Origin of the sequence: Mycobacterium sp. (assembly GCF_044370595.1) — a bacterium.
Taxonomy (GTDB): domain Bacteria; phylum Actinomycetota; class Actinomycetes; order Mycobacteriales; family Mycobacteriaceae; genus Mycobacterium.
The window spans coordinates 33,706-51,145 of record NZ_JBILVF010000009.1; the positions used below are offsets into that span (position 1 = coordinate 33,706).

Sequence of the window (17,440 nt, forward strand, 5' to 3'; positions counted from 1 at the left end):
TGGGGTATGGCTGTTTTGAGCGATGACGAGGTCGATGCCGCTGCTGCAACCCTGGACGGCTGGAAACGGACCGACGGCGCGCTGCGCCGCTCGGTGACATTCGGATCCTTTTTGGACGGCGTTGAGGGCGTGCGCCGGGTGGCTGAGGCCGCCGAACGTGCCGACCACCACCCGGACATCGACATCCGTTGGCGAACCGTGACTTTCACCCTGGCCACGCATTCCGAAGGCGGTATCACCGAGAAGGATGTGCAACTTGCCCGGGAGATCGACGGGCTGGTGGGCGACCGCTAGCCGCGATCCAGCCCAGCGTGACGAGCGTGGCGGCGATGTAGACCAGTCCCGGCCAGGCCAGGTACCACGGCCGGCTGATCTCCCAGATGGTCGGCTGGGCGAAGCTCAGCAGCCACGGCACCCCGATCAGGCTCAGCGCCAGCCATCCACAACCCAGCAGCCGAGCGCCGGGGCGATTTCGCCACGGCCCGCCGAACAGCCAGATCATCAGCGGCACTAACCAGACCCAATGGTGGGTCCAGGAGATCGGCGAGATCAGCAACCCGAACAGTTCGACCACCAGCAGCGACCCGAGCCGGTCCCGGCCACCCCCCGCCTCAACCGCGCCCAGCGCCCGCCAGGCCAGCACGGCCAACACGCCGGTAGCGGCGATCCCGGCCAGCACCAGCGGCCCGTAGCCGGCGTCGTAACCAAGGATCCGGGAGATCCCCGCGCGCCACGACTGGTTGAAAGACGTCCCGATCGGGCCCACCCGGCCGGCATCGCCCAGCAGGTCGGTGAAGTAGTAGCGGGCCTGCTGTCCGATCACCGCCACCGACACCGCTACCGACACGGCGAAGACGACCGCCGAGAACGCCGCCGCCGACCAGCGCCGCATCCCGGCGAGGTACACCCCGGCGATCGCCGGGGTCAGCTTGATCCCGGCAGCCAGGCCGACCAGCAGACCCGAAAGCCACCACCGGGTGCTGCAGGCCGCGGCGAGCACGGCCAGCACCAGGATCACGTTGACCTGTCCGTAGTCGAAGTTGCTGCGCAGCGGCTCGGTCCAGATACCGACCGCGGTCCACAGCATCGCCGTCCGGTGATTGCAGATACAGAGCAGTCGCTGACTGACCCGGACCACCCCGTAGAGCGCGGCGATGATCCCCAACTGCCAGCCCAGCGCCACCACTGCGAACGGGAGCTTGGTCAGCGGATAGAACACCAGCGCGGCGAACGGCGGGTAGGTGAACGGCAGCGGGAAATCCGGGGTCTGATCGGCATAGACGTAGGAGTACAGCGTGCCCGGGTGGTCAAGGGTGGCCGCGCCGCCGAGGTAGACATGCAGGTCGACGAAGTTGGCCCCGTTTGGCACCAGGTAGGTCCACGCCAGCCGGGCGGTGACGCTGAGCGCCAGCACCAGGGCGGCGGTCCGGGCGCTGGTCACAACCCGACTCTAGGCATCCTCGGCTCGTTCGGATGATCAGGACGGGGCGAGAGCGGCGGTCCGAAACCCGCCCGGTCACCGATATCCATCGCTCCCGTAACGGTTGAATAAACGCCACACGTGTCACTTGAGTAACTCCTACATCGGAATACCGTCGGGGTCACAGACCTGCAATCGAGGGAGTGGATCTCATGTCACGTTTCGCAAAGCTGTTCGCCGCCAATGCGATTGCAGCCGCCGGGCTGTGCTCGGCTGCGGTCGCCCTGAGCGCGTCGGCGGCCGCCGACCCGGTGATGCCGCCGTCGGTTCCCGGCGTGCCGGCGCTGAACATGATCCAGCAGTTCGCAACCAACCCGGCCAGCGTGGGCGCGGTGCTGCAGACCGCGGCCACCGCCCTCAACGGGGCTTCGACCCTTGTCGGCACCCCCGCCCCCAACACACTGCCGGTCTCGCCCATCCAGGGCGCGCCCGGGGTACCGGTCGTGCCCGCCCCGGTCGCACCGGCACCGGCGCCCCTCGGCACCACACCGACGTTGGGTCCGCTGCTCAACCAACTCGGGGTGCCCGCCAACCTGGTGGGGCTGGCACCGGCGGATCTTCCGATCATCGGAAGCCCGGCCGGCGCCTATCCGGTCGCCCCGGTCGCCCCGGTCGCCCCGGTCGCCCCGGTGGCCGCGCCACTGCCCGTCGCGCCCGTGACCCCGGTCGCCCCGGCCGGTGGCGCCGTCAACCCACTGCTTCTGCTCAACGCGCTGCCCTGACAACCCTTGACAACCAACCGACGGGAGCACGCCGTGCTGAACATCGCCAAACTGGCCACCGGCCTGACCACCATCGCCCTGACCGTGGCTCTCAGCCCGGTCGCGGTGGCCGACCCCTCCGTCCCGCTGGATCCGGTTCAGCTACCCGGCCTTGAGGCGGTGCAGAGCCTGAGCCCGGTGGTCCAGCAGGCGGCGGCCGACCCCGGCTCGGCGCAGGAACTGCTGCTGGCGGCGGCCTCCCAGTTGGCCGGCAACGCAACCACCCCGGAGGGCTCGCTGTCGCTGGCCCAGGCGGTCACCCGGTTCGTCCAGGAGGGTGGAGCGGCCGGACTGGCCCCCGCCGCGACGGTGAACGATCAGGCGGCGGTCGGTCTGGCGCACGGGACGGCGCCGCTGCTCACCCCCGGCCCGGGCAACGGCCCGATTCCGCTGCAGCAGCATGTCCCCGCCGCCGGCGTGGTGCCCGGCACCGAAGCGCATCTGCCGACCGGGGTCAACCCGCAGCACGCCGCCGGCCCGGTCGCCGCCCCGGCCCCGGAGGTCCCGGTCGCCGTGCCCGCCGCCCTCAGCCAGCCCGGCCAGCCGGCCCCCGCCGCGGCGGCCACACCGTATGACCCGAACACGCCACCGACCCAGGACTTCATGTATCCCTCGATCAGCAACGGATGCCTCAAGGACGGCGGCAATGTCATCGCCACCGCGATCTCGGTGGCCGGGCCGGCCAAGATCCCGGCTCCCGGTCCGGGTGCGGGACAGACGGCCTACGTGTTCACCGCGGTGGGCACCCCGGCACCAGCGGCCGAGCAGAAGCTGCCGCTCAACGTCACGTGGGTGAACCTGACCACCGGTCAATCCGGGAGCGCCACCCTCAAGCCCAACCCGGAGATCAATCCGCAGGGCCCGACCACGCTGACCGCCATCGTGGACACCGGCGCGGGCAGCATCATGTCGACGATCTTCGGACAGGTGACCACCACCGACAAGCAGTGCACCTTCATGCCGACGATCGGCTCGTCGGTCGTTCCGTGAGGCGGCACTGGGGCAGCACTGGGGCAGCAGCACTGGGGCAGCACTGACTAGGCTCGAGTTCAGCCGACATAAGGAGCAAACACCGACGTGGAGACGCTGGAAGCGCTGGACTCGCTGATGCTCGCCGGCGAAAAAGTCGGCAGCGCAATGCATGTTGGCGTCGTCCTCATTCTCACCCCGCCGCCCGACGTGGATCCCAAGACCTACGTCGACCGGCTGTACGAGGACGGACTGATCACCGACCGGAAGGTTGACGCACGACTTCGGCGGCATCCCCATCGCGGTGCCGACACCGGGGGCATCTGGGCGTGGCGCGAGCTCCCCGAGATCGACCTGCGCGCCCACGTGCACCGCACGACCCTCACGCCCGGGTCGGGACCCGCCGATCTGTGGGAATTGGTGTCCGAACTGCACGGCGGCCGTCTGGACATGTCGGTGCCGATGTGGGATAGCCACCTCATCGACGGGCTTCCGGATGGACGTTTCGCGCTCTACATCAAGATCCACCACACCGTCATCGACGGTGTCGCCGGACTGCGGATGATCAGCGGCTCGCTGACTACCGACCCCGATCGCCGCTCGATGCCACCGTTTTACGCCGAGCAGGTGACGGATGCTCGGCCGCCTCGAGAGAAGGCGGCCAAACGGCCCGGGCTGCCCAATCCGTTCGCCGCGGCTCGGGCGGTCGCCGACGCCGCCGCGGCCGGGTTGGATCTGACCCGCCGGGTCGCGGCAGCCGAACTGGCCAACATCATCGGCAGCATGGTCACCGACACCGTCGTCTCACCCTTCGACGCCCCGCAGACCAGATTCAACGCCAAGCTCGGTCCGCGCCGCGCCGCCGCCGGCACCAGCCTTGACCGCGGCCGGATCAAGGCCGTCCAGAAGGCCGCGGGGGTCACCGGCAATGACGTGACCACCACGGTGATCGCCGGTGCGCTGCGGGCCTGGCTGCTCGAGCGAGGCCAGCTTCCCGATCGGACCCTGGTGGCGATGTGCCCGGTGTCGGTCCGTGACCGGGACGGATCATCGACGCCGGAGTCCGACATCGGCAACAAGTTCGGTTTGGGGCTGTGCCCGCTGGGCACCGACATCTCCGATCCTGCCGAGCGGCTCGCATTCGTCCACCTGGCGATGACGAACGTCAAGAAACAGGTCGCGACCAAGGGATCCGACGCCATGCTGGCGGTGATGGGCCCGGCGATCGGCTCCACGGTGGTGATCCCGCTGCTGCCGTTCGGCACGCTGCTCCCGCCGAGTTGCAACCTGGCGATCTCCAACGTGCCGGGGCCGCGGACACAGATGTACTACAACGGCGCCCACCTCGACGAGATCTACCCCGTCTCATCGGTTTTCGACGGTATGGGCCTCAACGTGACGGTGTGCAGCTACGCCGATCTCATCGCGGTGGGTTACGTCACCGACGCCGATGTGATGCCCCGTGTCGCCGAGTTGATCCCACTCACCGAGCAGGCCCTCACCGATCTGGAAGCCGCGGTCGGCATCGGCGGCGGCGCCGCCGGCTAGTAAGCCATGAACAGGATGTGCTCGCGCTCGTAATGCATGTCCGGGTGCGCCTCGGCGAGGTGCGCCTGAGCAAGATCGACGAGTTCGTCCTCGTCCTTGCCCCTGATCGCTTCCCCGCACGGGCAGTTGAGGTGGGTCTTCATTGCCGCTCCTATGCCTTCGCCTGCGTTGAGCCTGATTTCTCGGCCTTCGCTGCTGCCTTCATCTTCTTTTTGTACGCCCGAACCTGATCCAGCGAGCCCTTGTCCACCACATCGGCGACCGACATGTGGACACCGGTCTTGCCGTAGTCGCCGGCTGCCGCCCGCCAGCCAAGCGGGGTGACCCCATACTGCTTGCCCAGCAGGGCCAGGAAGATCTTCGCCTTCTGCTCACCGAACCCGGGAAGGGCTTTGAGCCGGCGCAGCACCTCGGCTCCGTCGGGGTCTCCGCTGGTCCACAGCGCAGCGGCGTCACCGCCGTAGCGGTCGACGATCTCGCGGGCCAGATCCTGCAGACGTTTGGCCATCGAACCCGGAAACCGATGGACCGCAGGGGTTTCGGCGCACACCGCGGCAAACCGGTCCGGGTCGCAGTCGGCAATCAACCGGGGGTCGATGCCGCCCATCCGGTCAGCGACCTTGCGCGGCCCGGCGAACGCGACCTCCATCGGGATCTGTTGATCCAGCAGCATCCCGGCCAGCAGCGCAAACGGCTCTTCGGTGAGTAACTGATCGGACTCAGGGTCGCCGGTGAGGTGCAGTTTCGGCACTCGGTCAGTCTAGTTGCTCCACGACTGTTCAGATCGGGTCATTGACGAGTGTGCCCGCGTATCGCGCTTGACCTCCACCAGTGCAGCGGAGCATCAGAGGTGCATTCGCCAGTAGCGTAGACTTAGGTGACTATGCGCTTTAAGAAAACAGCTTTATCGTGACACTAGAATTTGCTACAGAGCTGGTTGGCACGCGTCTTCTTCAGACGGAACGGTTGCTCGAGTGGATGCTGGAGAACGTCAGAGTCGACGAAGCCGAAGCCGTCAGCTTGGCCCTTGGCGCGGTCATGGATGCCCGAAGCGCGATGAGAGATTCAGAAGCCGACCCTGCCGTAGACCGGACTCGGTAGGACTGTTGGGAAAACGGACTACCGCTGTCACGGGTCGGGTATCGCACCGCGGGGGGCGGGCGCTCCCACATAATCTGAGCGGAGTCCCCCCGCCGAGCTCAGGAGTGTGTGATGTCCCAAGCCGACATCCAGCATGTACCGCCACCAGCCGATTACCTGGCGGTGCAGGCAAGCCCGGAATTTCAGGAATTACGGAGTCGGCTGCGCCGTTTCGTCTTCCCGACGACAGTGTTTTTCCTCATCTGGTACGCCACCTACGTGCTGTTGGGCGCCTTCTCCCATGACTTCATGGCCACCAAGGTCTGGGGCAACATCAACGTCGGCCTGCTCCTCGGTCTGGCCCAGTTCCTGACCACCTTCCTCATCACCGGTCTGTACATCAGGTTCGCCAACCGTCAGTTGGATCCGCGGGCCGCCGCCATCCGCGCCGAGATGCACTGGAGCGAGCAGTGAACCCCGGCTCGGTTCTGGCCGCGGGCCAGCTCGGCAACCCGGCGGTCAACATCGGCATTTTCGTCATCTTCGTCATCATCACGTTGGCCATCGTGATCCGTGTCAGCCGGCGCAACACCAACGCCACCGAGTACTTCACCGGCGGCCACGCGTTCACCGGCCGGCAGAACGGTGTCGCGATCGCCGGCGATTACCTTTCCGCCGCGAGCTTCCTGGGCATCGCCGGCGCGATCGCCGTCTACGGCTACGACGGGTTCCTCTACTCCATCGGCTTCCTGGTCGCCTGGCTAATCGCTCTGCTGCTGGTAGCCGAATTGCTGCGCAACACCGGCAAATTCACCATGGCCGACGTGTTGAGCTTCCGGCTCAAGCAGAAGCCGGTCCGGCTGGCGGCGGCCGTCTCGACGATGACGGTGTCGCTGTTCTACCTGCTGGCTCAGATGGCCGGGGCGGGCGGTTTGGTGGCACTGCTGCTCGATATCAACAGCCGCTTCGCCCAGTCGATCGTCATCGCGATCGTCGGCGTCCTGATGATCCTCTACGTCCTGATCGGCGGAATGGCCGGCACCACCTGGGTGCAGATCATCAAAGCTGTGCTGCTGATCGCCGGTGCGGGTTTCATGACCGCGTTGGTGCTGGTGAAGTTCGGCATGAACATCTCCGATCTTCTGGGCCGCGCGCAGGAGATGGTCACGCAGTCCACCACCAAGGGTGTCTCCAGCCGGGATGTGCTGGCCCCGGGCGCCCAGTACGGGACCTCGACCACCTCCAAGATCAATCTGCTGTCGCTGGGCATCGCCCTGGTGCTGGGCACCGCCGGCCTACCGCACGTGCTGATGCGCTTCTACACGGTTCCCACCGCCCGGGAGGCCCGGCGCTCGGTGGTCTGGGCGATCGGCCTGATCGGCGCCTTCTACCTGTTCACCCTCATCCTCGGCTACGGCGCCGCGGCACTGGTCGGGCCGGACACCATCCTGAGCGCACCGGGCGGCCAGAACTCCGCCGCCCCGCTGTTGGCCTTCGAACTCGGCGGGACGATCCTGCTCGGGGTGATCTCGGCGGTGGCCTTCGCCACGATCCTGGCCGTGGTGGCCGGGCTGACCATCACCGCGTCGGCCTCCTTCGCCCACGACGTCTACGCCAGTGTGCTCAAGTCCCACAAGGTCACCGAGGACGAGCAGATGCGGGTCTCCCGGATCACCGCGGTGGTGCTGGGTGTGCTGGCCATCGGGCTGGGCATCCTCGCCAACGGGCAGAACGTCGCATTCCTGGTGGCGCTGGCGTTCGCGGTCGCGGCCTCAGCGAACCTGCCGACCATCATCTACTCGCTCTACTGGCGGCGGTTCAACACCCGCGGCGCGCTGTGGAGCATGTACGGCGGGCTTATCAGCTGCATCGTGCTGATCGTGTTCTCCCCTGCGGTGTCGGGGGCCAAGACGTCGATGCTGCCCGGCTCTGACTTTGCCTGGTTCCCGCTGTCCAACCCCGGCATCGTGTCGATCCCGCTGGGTTTCCTGCTGGGCGTCGTCGGAACGCTGACATCCCGCGACACCGAGGACCCGGCGTTGGCCGCTGAGATGGAGGTGCGGTCACTGACCGGTGTGGGTGCGGAGAAGGCAACCCACCACTGATCTTCAGCCGCCGCTCTTGCGGCGGAAGGTTCGGCGCTGCTCGGCTGGTCCGTGCGCATGGGACTGCTTGCCGGACGGGTCCGTGTGGCCGGCGCCACCGGCGGCGTTGGCCTTCTTGCGCTCGAGGGCTTCCCGGAACTTGCGCTTGGTTTCGTCTTGCGGGTCGTTCGGGGGCTCGGGCTGGGCAGGATCTGATTGCTCGGGGGCCATGAGGGCAGGTTAGACCCTGCACCGGCCGCCTCAGCGCAGACCCGGCGGCATCCCGTAGAGGTGGCTGATCGGCAGCCGCAGAAGCACCCGCCGGTCGACCACCATCGCCTGGCGGTACTCGTCCCAGTCGGGGTGCTCGCCGGCCACGTTGCGGTAGAGGGTGATCAGTGACTCGACGGTGTCGTCGTCGGGTGCGGCAGCCGGGGCGCTGAGCACCGCATCGCCCTCTGCCACCGCATAGGACCAACCGTCCTCGGAGGACACCAGCAGCGAGGCGCGCGGATCCCGGCGCAGGTTGCGGGTCTTCGCCCTCGGCTCCGTGACCGAGATCTCGACGGCCAGCGCCCGCGGGTCGAAGTGATAGGTGACGTTGGACATCTGCGGGCGGCCGTCGCTTTTGATGGTGGCCAGCACGCCCAGCGAGTTGTCGGCGATCAACGCCAGCAACTTGTCGTCGAACACCCGGCGCGTCATACCGCCGAGCCTAATGCGCCGGGCGCCGGTATGTTGGCCTCGATGAACAAGCCCAGGGTGGACGCCGCCGAACTGACCGGCGTATCCGAGACAGCACTGCTAACGCTCAACGGCCGGGCGCATCAGGCCTCGCTGCCGGATGCGATCCTGTCGGACCCGATGGCCATCGAACTGCGGGACGCCTTCGACGTCGACTTCGACAAGTTCGGCCGCAAGGGCCAGGAGATGGCGCTGCGCTCGCTGGCCGCCGACGGGTGCACCAGCGACTACCTGCGCACCCACCCAAGGGCCACCATCGTGGCGCTGGCCGAGGGGTTCCAGACCAGTTTCTGGCGGCTGGACAAGGCGGCACCCGATCCGCAGTTCCGTTGGGTCTCAGTCGATTTACCGCCGGTGATCGAACTGCGCGAGAAACTGCTGCCCGCGTCCCCGCGAATCACCAACCTCGCCCAGTCCGCCCTGGACTACAGCTGGATGGACCACGTCGACTCCGCCGACGGTGTATTCATCACCGCCGAGGGTCTGCTGATGTACCTGCAGCCCGATCAGGCGATGGATCTGATCACCCAGTGCGCCAAGCGCTTTCCGGGTGGGCAGATGTTCTTCGACCTGCCGCCGACGATCGTCAAGAAGGTGGCACCGAAGGGCATCCGGGCTTCCAAGCACTACCGGGTGCCGCCCATGCCGTTCAGCTTGTCGATCAACCAGTTGCGCGCGCTGATTGGCAGGGTGCCGGGGCTCAAAGCAGTCCGCGATGTGGCCATGCCGGCCGGCCGTGGATTCGTCTTCAAGACGGTCTTCCCGGCGTTCTGGAGATTCGGGCCGACCAAGCCGTTCCGCGGGGTCTACGCACTACTCGAGTTCGGCTGAGCCGAAAGCGGCGTCGAGGTAGCGGCGCGCCCGGGCCAACTCCACTCCCAACGCAAGGGCCTTCTCGGCGTAGATCCGGGCGGCCTCCGCCATCGCCGCGTCGGTGGGGTCGCGTCGCGCCACGAATGTGCCGTTGCGGCCGCGGGTCTCGACGATGCCGGCGGTCTCCAGTTCGCGGTAGGTGCGGGCGACGGTGTTGACCGCCAACCCCAGATCGGCGGCAAGCTCGCGCACCGTGGGTAGGCGAGCGCCGGGAGCCAGCCGGCCGTCGCCCACCGCGGCGATGACACCGACCCGCAACTGCTCGAAGATCGGTGTGCTGGACCGCCCGTCCACCCCGAGCCACCCGGCTAACTCCGACACCTGCCCAGTATGGCTCACCGATGTTGCCGACCGGGACCCTGACAGCACCGCCGTGTCCGTCGAAAAGCGCAGCTTAAGCGATATCATCACGCTCTCGACAACGGTCATATCTATGGCCGTTTGTTCGCGCTTCGGGTTCATGTTTCGCTACGGTGGGCCGAGTCCGTCCGGACGGGGTGGGCCTTCACAGGAAAGGCGCCGCGTTGATCGACTCCACCGACGGGTCCCCCCGGATCCGGATCGCCGTGTTCAGTGGCGCCGGGATCTCCGCCGAGAGTGGAGTCCCGACGTTCCGCGATGACGAGACCGGTCTGTGGTCCAAGTACGACCCCTACGAGATCTCCAGCACCGACGGTTGGCAGAAGCATCCCGAGCGGGTGTGGGCCTGGTACCTGTGGCGGCACCACTTGGTCAAGGAGGTCCAGCCCAACGACGGGCACCGGGCGGTGGCGGCGTGGCAGGACTACGCCGACGTCACGGTCGTCACCCAGAACGTCGACGACCTCCATGAGCGGGCCGGCAGCCAGACGGTGCACCACCTGCATGGCAGCCTTGCTGAGTTCTGGTGCGACACTTGCGGTTCCCGCTACCACGGACCGCTGCCCGATATGCCCGAGCCGCAACTGGAGAAATCCCCGCTGCACTGTGAGTGTGGGGGGTTGATCCGGCCAGGGATCGTCTGGTTCGGCGAACAACTGCCCGATGAGCCATGGCAGGCCTCGGTTGAGGCGGTCGCGACCGCCGACCTGGTGGTGGTCGTCGGCACCTCCGGGATCGTCTACCCGGCCGCCGCTTTGCCGGAGATGGCGTTGGCCCGCGGCGCGGCGGTCATCGAGGTCAACCCCGAACCCACCCCGTTGTCGTCGTCGGTGACGGCATCGGTGCGAGAGAGCGCGGCCGTCGCGCTGCCGACTCTGCTGCTGCGGCTGCCCGAACTGCTGAATTAGGGTCTGCGGTGTGCCGGACACCAACCGCCGCACTCTGATGAGCATGGCCGGCCGCAGCCTCGCGGCATGCGCTGGAGTCAGCGCCCCGGCCAGGTTGCATCGTTAACAACAGTCACATTGGTAACATGGCCCCGGTGCACGAGTCGTCGGGATCGCGGCCGGTCTCCCGGCGTGACGCCCTGCGCTACGCCGCCGCCGCGCCGGCGCTTGTCGGCCTGGGTGCGGCCGCAGCAGGTGCCGGCACCGCGGCGGCCGCCGCTCCCATGCTGATCGACTACGCCATGCGCCAGATCCCGGCGCAGGACATCCGGGCAGCTGGCTACGCCGGCGTGATCAACTACGTCTCGCTGTCTCGTCCCGGGTCATCCTTCGGCGCCAAGCCGATCACCCGGCCCTACGCCGAGTCGCTGGCCGCCGCTGGGCTGGTCATCGTCAGCAACTACCAGTACGGCAAGCCTGGCGGCACAGCCCCTTCGGACTTCACCCGCGGCTACGCCGGCGGCATCGCCGACGCACGCACCGCGTGGCATCTGCATACCGCGGCCGGTGGCGGCCAGAGTGCCCCGATCTTCTTCAGCGTCGACGACGACATTGACCGCGAGACCTGGAACACATTGGCGCTGCAGTGGTTTCGCGGCGTCAACTCGGTGCTTGGCGTGCAGCGCACCGGCGTCTACGGCGGTATCGATGTGTGCCAGTGGGCCGCCGCCGACGGCGTCATCGGGAGTTCGCGCTCGCCCGGCCGCCGGTGGGCCTGGCAGACCCGGGCCTGGTCGGGCAATCGGATCGACCCGGCCGCCGTTCTCTACCAGCGCATAGTGAGCACCGCCTCCAATCCGGGTCCTCTTGTCGGCGGGATCGAGGTCGACGTCAACGACGTCCTGGCCCAGGATTGCGGCCAGTGGAACTTTCATCCGTGAGCACGCAGGCACGGCACGCCTTTGAAGGCGTAACGCCTTAAACCTCAGCCACCCGACCGTCGCCGATCGTCCAGCGCCGATCCAAACGCACGTTCTGCAGCATCCGCCGGTCGTGGGTCACCAACAGCAGCGCGCCGTCGTAGGTTTCCAGGGCCTGCTCCAACTGCTCGATGGCGACCAGGTCGAGGTGATTCGTCGGCTCGTCGAGCACCAGCACATTGGTGCCACGCGCCTGCAGCAGGGCCAGTCCGGCGCGGGTCCGCTCGCCGGGCGACAATTCCTCAACCGAGCGTTCAACGTGGCCGGCGCGCAGTCCGAACTTGGCGAGCAGAGTTCGCACATCGGCGGTCGTCCATGTCGGCACGCGTTGTTCGAAGCGGTCGATGAGCCGGCCGACGCCGGAGAACTCGGCGCGGGCTTGGTCGATCTCGCCGACGGCGACGTTGGCGCCCAAACTCGCCCGGCCCTCGTCAGGCTCCTGGCGGCCGAGCAGAAGCCGCAGCAAGGTGGACTTTCCGGCCCCGTTGGGGCCGGTGATGCCGATCCGCTCGCCGGCGTCGACTTGGAGCGACACCGGGCCCAGAACGAAATCCCGCTGTCGCACAATGGCTTCGTCGAGGGTGGCGACGACCGAACTGGACCGCGGCGCGGCGCCGATGGTGAACTGCAGGGTCCATTCCTTACGGGGTTCGGCCACCTCCTCGAGCCGGGCGATCCGGCTCTCCATCTGGCGCACCTTCTGCGCCTGCTTCTCACTGGATTCGGTGGCCGCGCGGCGACGGATCTTGTCATTGTCGGGGGCCTTGCGGATGGCATTGCGGACACCCTGGCTCGACCATTCCCGTTGAGTGCGGGCCCGCGCCACCAGGTCTGCCTTCTTGTCGGCGAACTCCTCGTACGCCTCGCGGCGGTGCCGTCGGTTGACCTCACGCTCTTCCAGATAGCTGTGGTAACCGCCGCCGAACACCGTGGTGGTGTTCTGGGCCAGATCGAGTTCCAGTACCCGGGTCACGCAGCGCGCCAGGAATTCCCGGTCGTGGCTGACCAGCACGACGCCGCCACGAAGGTCCGCGACGAAGCCCTCCAGCCGGGCAAGACCATCGAGGTCGAGGTCGTTGGTCGGCTCGTCAAGCAGGACGACGTCGAACCGCGACAGCATCAGCGCCGCCAGTCCCACCCGCGCCGCCTGGCCGCCGGACAGTGCGGTCATCTGGGTCGAATCCGGTTGCACAGCATCAGAATTCAGTCCGAGTTCAGCCAGCACGGCGGGCACCCGCTCGTCGAGATCCGCCGCGCCGGCGGCAAGCCAGTGATCCAACGCCGCGGAGTAGACCTCAGCGGGATCGGGCTGCGCCGGCGTCGGGTCGGGAGCGGCCAGGAACTCCGCGGCCTGCTCCATGGCGACGGTCGCCGCGGTGCAACCGGTGCGGCGCGCGATGTAGGCGGCGACGGTCTCACCCGGTGTCCGCTGATGCTCCTGCGGCAGCCATCCGACGAACGCGTCGGCTGGGGCGATGCTGACCGTCCCGTCGAGTGGGTCCATATCGCCGGCCAGGATCCGCAACAGTGTGCTCTTGCCGGCACCGTTGGCACCCACAACGCCGATGACGTCGCCAGGCGCCACGGTCAGGTCGAGGCCCTCGAAGAGGGTGCGGTGGGCGAATCCACCGGCCAGATTCTTCGCGACGAGCGTTGCGGTCACCGACCTATGGTCTCAGGAGCCGGCGCGCGGGCCGTCGATACACTCTGGCGTGAGTTTTGACGGGCAGTCAGCGAGTCCGGGCGGTATCGACCCGGAACGATTGCAGGTGACATTGGCCGTGCTGTCCGAGTTGCACCTCCTCGACGAGAAGCATCCGGATTTCATCGCAGTCCGGCATGCGACCGCGCACATGTTCAAGTCGGTGAAGAAGTCCCGCAGGCAGGAACGGCGGACGGCGATCGCCGACGCCGACCGCGCGGTTGTCGCCGCGACCGCGACCGGCGCCCCCGACCGCATCGACGACGAGACCCGCGGAATCCCACTGTCCACGTCGGCGACGGCACCGAGCGCGGGCACGCTGCTCCGGTCGCGCGCCTGCTACGTCTGCAAACAGCACTACACGCACGTCGACGCGTTCTATCACCAGCTCTGTCCGGAGTGTGCGCGCTTCAGTCACGCGAAACGGGAGGCCCGCACCGATCTGACCGGCAGGCGTGCCCTGCTCACCGGCGGCCGCGCCAAGATCGGCATGTACATCGCCCTGCGACTGCTTCGGGACGGCGCCCACACCACGATCACCACGCGGTTTCCCCGCGATGCCGTGCGGCGGTTCTCCGGCCTGCCCGATTCCGGGGACTGGTTGCACCGGCTGCGGGTTGTCGGCATCGACCTGCGCGACCCGGCCCAGGTGGTCGGCCTCGCCGATGCCGTCGCCGACGCCGGGCCGCTGGACATCCTGATCAACAACGCCGCCCAGACGGTGCGGCGATCCCCAGGTGCCTACGCTCCGCTGGCCGAGGCCGAGTTGGCGCCGCTGCCGGACGGGCCCAGCCCCGAGCTGTTGACCTTCGGACACACCAATGACCCACACCCGCAGGCCCTGGCCGCTTCGGTGGGCAGCCATCCGATACTGGCGGCGGCCGCCTCGCGCGCGGATGAGCTGACGGCTGTCGTCGCGCAGGCCCAAGGCCTGACGGAAGCGGCGCTGGCAGCCGGTTCGACCTCGCTGCAGCGACTGGCGGCGGGAACCGCGATCGACGCCGGCGGACTGGTTCCCGACGAGCATCACGTGAACAGCTGGACACAGCACGTCCAGCAGGTCGAGCCGTTGGAGATGCTGGAGGTCCAACTGGCCAACACGACCGCACCCTTCCTGCTCATCAGCCGGCTGCGGTCGTCGATGGCCGCATCAACGGCGCGACGTAAATACGTCGTCAACGTCTCTGCGATGGAGGGTGTGTTCTCCCGTCGCTACAAGGGGCCGGGACATCCGCACACCAACATGGCCAAGGCCGCCCTGAACATGTTGACCCGTACCAGCGCGGGAGAGATGTTCGAGACCGACGGAATCCTGATGACCAGTGTCGACACCGGATGGATCACTGACGAACGTCCGCACCCGACGAAGATCCGCCTGGCCGAGGAAGGCTTCCACGCTCCGCTCGATCTTGTCGACGGCGCGGCTCGCGTCTACGACCCCATCGTGCAAGGCGAGTCCGGGGTCGACCTTTACGGGGTGTTCCTCAAGGACTACCGCCGCGCCGATTGGTGACGGCGCACCGCAGCTGCGAACCACGTTGTGCTGCAAACGATCACCACCTTGCTTCGACGCCCGGCGGGCCAACAGAGCCGACTGCTACACGGGCAGGGGACCGCCGCGTTGAGCGCCATCGAGTAGACGAGGCGCGGCCAGTATCCGGGTGATTACGTCATCAACATCCTGCGGAGTCACAGTCCGACCGATGCGCACCTGCACGGTGCTGGCTGCAGCGCGCTGCTTGCGCAGATTGGCCGCGACGTAAGCCCTACCGGCCCGTGCGTGAAGAGTGTGCGCGGGGAACCTGCCTGAGGTGGAGCAGTGGGCGGAAATCAATGTGGGCCGTTTCACCTATGGCTACCGATCGTCCCTGCCGCGGCTTTGTTGGTGCCTGATCCAGGGGTAAACCCGCTCGCACAGCGCGAATGCGGTTGGGCCTAGTAAAGCCCGATCGCTAGCTGGGTGATCGCGGCCCTTCGAACTGGGCTTCTGCAACCCACATTGACAGCCCCCCGTTTGACCAGCGAGTGAAAGCCTAGTTAGGCTCCCCTTAAACCAAACTGGCAGCGGCTGTTTCTCTGACAGGGATCGGGGATTCGGTTCGTGTCACGTTTCAGTAGCAGCGCCAGGGTCACAGCTGCGGCGTTCGTCGTCGGGCTCTCGCTGGCCGGGCCGCAGGCCGCAGGTATCGCCGCCGCCGACAGCCCTGATGCCGGTTCCCCGTCGATATCCGCAGATACCGCGGAGTCGACGGCCGCGGGCGGGCGCACCCCGCCGTCGCGACGTTCCCCGGCCGGCCGTGCGATCCGGGAGAGCGCCAACCCCGACGGCCCCGCCCCGACAAGGACGCCGCGTGCCGCAGCCTCGGTGGAGCCCTGGACGCGCGCGACGCCCGCTGCCACTTCGGCGTATCCGCGCCGGTCCTCAGCGTCACCGGCACCGCGCAGTGGACATCGAGGGCCGGTGTCGGCGGCCATCGACACCGTGGAAAGCGTTGGAGGCGATCCGGTTTCGTCCACGGCGGACTCCTCGGTCGGCGCGCCCGTGGTGGCGGGTGCACCCGTGGTCTCGCCACCGGCGGCGGCCGCGGTCATGTCGGAACCTCCGGCCACATCGGTGGTCCCGGCAGCCGCGACACCTCAACTGGAGAATTTCACCTGCGCACACTGCCGGCCCGGATCGCCGACTCCGCAGCAGACGATATCGGCTGCGCGATTCACGATCGAACGCCTCGTCGACACCGTCGGCACCTGGCTCTCGCATTTCCCGGCCAACCCGGTCACCGACTTCCTCTCCGGCACACTGTGGTTGGTGCGCCGCACCCTGTTCCCGGCCGGCGCCTCGGTGGGTAGGTGGGGAACCGCGGCGTGTGTGGCCACCAAGGACTGTTCGGGACAGGACCTGAACTGGGTGAATTTCGCCGGCCAGGACCTCACGGGGGTGAACTTCTCCAACGCGACTATGCATTACGCGAACCTGACCGACGCGAACCTGACCGACGCGAATCTGATGAGCGCGGAACTCCGGAACGCGTTCATCCGTGGCAGCGAGGTGGTGGTGACCCGAGCGGACTTCACCCACGCGGACTTGTCCGGCGCGGACCTGTTGGGAACCGCCCTCAACGGGGCAAACCTGACCGGCGCCACGCTGCGCAACGCGGAACTCAGTGGTGCGAATCTGATCGGGACGATCCTGACCGGCGCGGACCTCAGCGAGGCGCGGCTGAACTTCGCGATCCTGGCAGATAAAGACCTGGCCGGGGTGAACCTCACCAGAGCGCGACTGAAAGACGCCTACCTGGTAGGGGCGAGTCTCACCGGAGCGAACCTGACCGGGGTCGATCTGTCCGGCCCCTGGCGATTCGGCAGCGATCCCCTGGCCGGCACGACGGTAGCCGGGGCGAACCTGACCGGGGCGAACCTGACCGGGATCAACCTCGCCGGTAGGGATCTGACCGGCACCGACCTGACCGGGGCGAACCTGACCCGGGTCAGTCTGGTCGGTGCGAACCTGACCGACACGGTCCTGACCGGGGCGAAGCTCACCGGTGTGGATTTGACCGGCGTCGATCTGAACGGCGTGAAGCTGGCCGGACTGAACCTGAGTTACGCCAACCTGACCGGGCTGGATCTGACCGGTATCGACCTCAGCGGCACCGACCTCGGTTATGCGAACCTGACCGGAGCGACCCTGACTCGGACCGACTTCACCGAGGCACTCCTTTTTTACACACAGCTGCCCGGGGCCGACCTGACCGAGACGATTCTCACCGGCGCTCTGCTGGGCGGGGCGAACCTGAGCGGGGCGAACCTGAGCGGCCGGAATCTGACAGCGTTCTATCTGGGCGGTGCGAACCTCACCGGTGCGAACCTGAGCGGCGCCGACCTGACCCGCGCCAGCATGGTCCAGGCCAACCTGACGGGCGCGGACCTGACCGGCACGACGTTGACCGGCACCAACTTGAACCTCGCCAC

Annotated in this window: 18 protein-coding genes; 11 read left to right on the plus strand and 7 right to left on the minus strand. The window is 67.6% G+C overall.

Annotated features, from left to right (window positions below):
* Window positions 1-6: 6 nt before the first annotated feature.
* The gene (locus ADBZ5N_RS02540; protein WP_526255912.1) at window positions 7-294 is read left to right on the plus strand and encodes a 4a-hydroxytetrahydrobiopterin dehydratase; all 288 of its coding nucleotides are present in this window, start codon (window positions 7-9) and stop codon (window positions 292-294) included.
* On the opposite strand, the gene ADBZ5N_RS02545 is transcribed toward ADBZ5N_RS02540, so the two are convergent.
* A complete protein-coding gene (locus ADBZ5N_RS02545) occupies window positions 236-1,441 on the minus strand; it encodes a mannosyltransferase (RefSeq protein WP_526255913.1) in 1,206 nt (401 codons plus the stop codon). The genes ADBZ5N_RS02540 and ADBZ5N_RS02545 overlap by 59 nt on opposite strands.
* 191 nt (window positions 1,442-1,632) lie before the next feature.
* Here ADBZ5N_RS02545 and ADBZ5N_RS02550 point away from each other — a divergent pair, with 191 nt between their 5' ends.
* From ADBZ5N_RS02550 to ADBZ5N_RS02560, 3 genes are all read left to right on the plus strand, one after another.
* Window positions 1,633-2,202, plus strand: a complete 570-nt coding sequence (locus ADBZ5N_RS02550; protein ID WP_526255914.1) for a hypothetical protein — start codon at window positions 1,633-1,635, stop codon at window positions 2,200-2,202.
* A gap of 42 nt (window positions 2,203-2,244) precedes the next feature.
* Window positions 2,245-3,231: an Rv1157c family protein gene (locus ADBZ5N_RS02555; protein ID WP_526255933.1), complete on the plus strand. Its 987-nt coding sequence runs from the start codon at window positions 2,245-2,247 to the stop codon at window positions 3,229-3,231.
* Window positions 3,232-3,318: 87 nt separating this feature from the next.
* On the plus strand, window positions 3,319-4,758 hold the full coding sequence (locus ADBZ5N_RS02560; RefSeq protein WP_526255915.1) for a wax ester/triacylglycerol synthase family O-acyltransferase: 1,440 nt from the start codon (window positions 3,319-3,321) through the stop codon (window positions 4,756-4,758).
* On the opposite strand, the gene ADBZ5N_RS02565 is transcribed toward ADBZ5N_RS02560, so the two are convergent.
* A complete protein-coding gene (locus ADBZ5N_RS02565; protein WP_526255916.1) occupies window positions 4,755-4,901 on the minus strand; it encodes a DUF1059 domain-containing protein in 147 nt (48 codons plus the stop codon). The genes ADBZ5N_RS02560 and ADBZ5N_RS02565 overlap by 4 nt on opposite strands.
* A gap of 8 nt (window positions 4,902-4,909) precedes the next feature.
* A complete protein-coding gene (locus ADBZ5N_RS02570) occupies window positions 4,910-5,509 on the minus strand; it encodes an HhH-GPD-type base excision DNA repair protein (protein ID WP_526255917.1) in 600 nt (199 codons plus the stop codon).
* A gap of 461 nt (window positions 5,510-5,970) precedes the next feature.
* Between ADBZ5N_RS02570 and ADBZ5N_RS02575 the strand changes: the two genes are divergently transcribed.
* Window positions 5,971-6,312 carry a DUF485 domain-containing protein gene (locus tag ADBZ5N_RS02575; RefSeq protein ID WP_526255918.1) on the plus strand — a complete coding sequence of 114 codons (342 nt, stop codon included), beginning with the start codon at window positions 5,971-5,973 and terminating at the stop codon, window positions 6,310-6,312.
* The gene (locus ADBZ5N_RS02580) at window positions 6,309-7,943 is read left to right on the plus strand and encodes a monocarboxylic acid transporter (RefSeq protein WP_526255919.1); all 1,635 of its coding nucleotides are present in this window, start codon (window positions 6,309-6,311) and stop codon (window positions 7,941-7,943) included. The genes ADBZ5N_RS02575 and ADBZ5N_RS02580 overlap by 4 nt, the downstream gene beginning before the upstream one ends.
* A gap of 3 nt (window positions 7,944-7,946) precedes the next feature.
* On the opposite strand, the gene ADBZ5N_RS02585 is transcribed toward ADBZ5N_RS02580, so the two are convergent.
* Together ADBZ5N_RS02585 and ADBZ5N_RS02590 are read right to left on the minus strand one after the other, a co-directional pair.
* On the minus strand, window positions 7,947-8,153 hold the full coding sequence (locus tag ADBZ5N_RS02585; RefSeq protein ID WP_526255920.1) for a DUF5302 family protein: 207 nt from the start codon (window positions 8,151-8,153) through the stop codon (window positions 7,947-7,949).
* 30 nt (window positions 8,154-8,183) lie between these two features.
* On the minus strand, window positions 8,184-8,627 hold the full coding sequence (locus tag ADBZ5N_RS02590) for a PPOX class F420-dependent oxidoreductase (protein ID WP_526255921.1): 444 nt from the start codon (window positions 8,625-8,627) through the stop codon (window positions 8,184-8,186).
* Window positions 8,628-8,669: 42 nt separating this feature from the next.
* Here ADBZ5N_RS02590 and ADBZ5N_RS02595 point away from each other — a divergent pair, with 42 nt between their 5' ends.
* A complete protein-coding gene (locus ADBZ5N_RS02595; protein ID WP_526255922.1) occupies window positions 8,670-9,497 on the plus strand; it encodes a class I SAM-dependent methyltransferase in 828 nt (275 codons plus the stop codon).
* Here the strand turns inward: ADBZ5N_RS02595 and ADBZ5N_RS02600 are convergent.
* Window positions 9,480-9,860 (minus strand): Rv1152 family transcriptional regulator, encoded by a 381-nt coding sequence (locus ADBZ5N_RS02600; protein ID WP_526255923.1) that lies wholly within the window; start codon window positions 9,858-9,860, stop codon window positions 9,480-9,482. The two genes, ADBZ5N_RS02595 and ADBZ5N_RS02600, sit on opposite strands and share 18 nt — an antisense overlap.
* A gap of 233 nt (window positions 9,861-10,093) precedes the next feature.
* Here ADBZ5N_RS02600 and ADBZ5N_RS02605 point away from each other — a divergent pair, with 233 nt between their 5' ends.
* Together ADBZ5N_RS02605 and ADBZ5N_RS02610 are read left to right on the plus strand one after the other, a co-directional pair.
* Complete coding sequence (locus tag ADBZ5N_RS02605) at window positions 10,094-10,807, plus strand: SIR2 family NAD-dependent protein deacylase (protein ID WP_526255934.1); 714 nt, start codon at window positions 10,094-10,096, stop codon at window positions 10,805-10,807.
* A gap of 134 nt (window positions 10,808-10,941) precedes the next feature.
* Window positions 10,942-11,727 carry a glycoside hydrolase domain-containing protein gene (locus ADBZ5N_RS02610; protein WP_526255935.1) on the plus strand — a complete coding sequence of 262 codons (786 nt, stop codon included), beginning with the start codon at window positions 10,942-10,944 and terminating at the stop codon, window positions 11,725-11,727.
* 37 nt (window positions 11,728-11,764) lie between these two features.
* Here the strand turns inward: ADBZ5N_RS02610 and ADBZ5N_RS02615 are convergent, their stop codons facing one another.
* On the minus strand, window positions 11,765-13,429 hold the full coding sequence (locus ADBZ5N_RS02615) for an ABC-F family ATP-binding cassette domain-containing protein (RefSeq protein ID WP_526255924.1): 1,665 nt from the start codon (window positions 13,427-13,429) through the stop codon (window positions 11,765-11,767).
* 49 nt (window positions 13,430-13,478) lie between these two features.
* Between ADBZ5N_RS02615 and ADBZ5N_RS02620 the strand changes: the two genes are divergently transcribed.
* Entirely contained in the window at window positions 13,479-14,981 is a 1,503-nt protein-coding gene (locus ADBZ5N_RS02620) for an SDR family NAD(P)-dependent oxidoreductase (protein WP_526255925.1), read from the plus strand.
* Window positions 14,982-15,569: 588 nt separating this feature from the next.
* Window positions 15,570-17,440: pentapeptide repeat-containing protein (locus ADBZ5N_RS02625; RefSeq protein ID WP_526255926.1), on the plus strand; the 1,871-nt coding region annotated here is incomplete at its 3' end.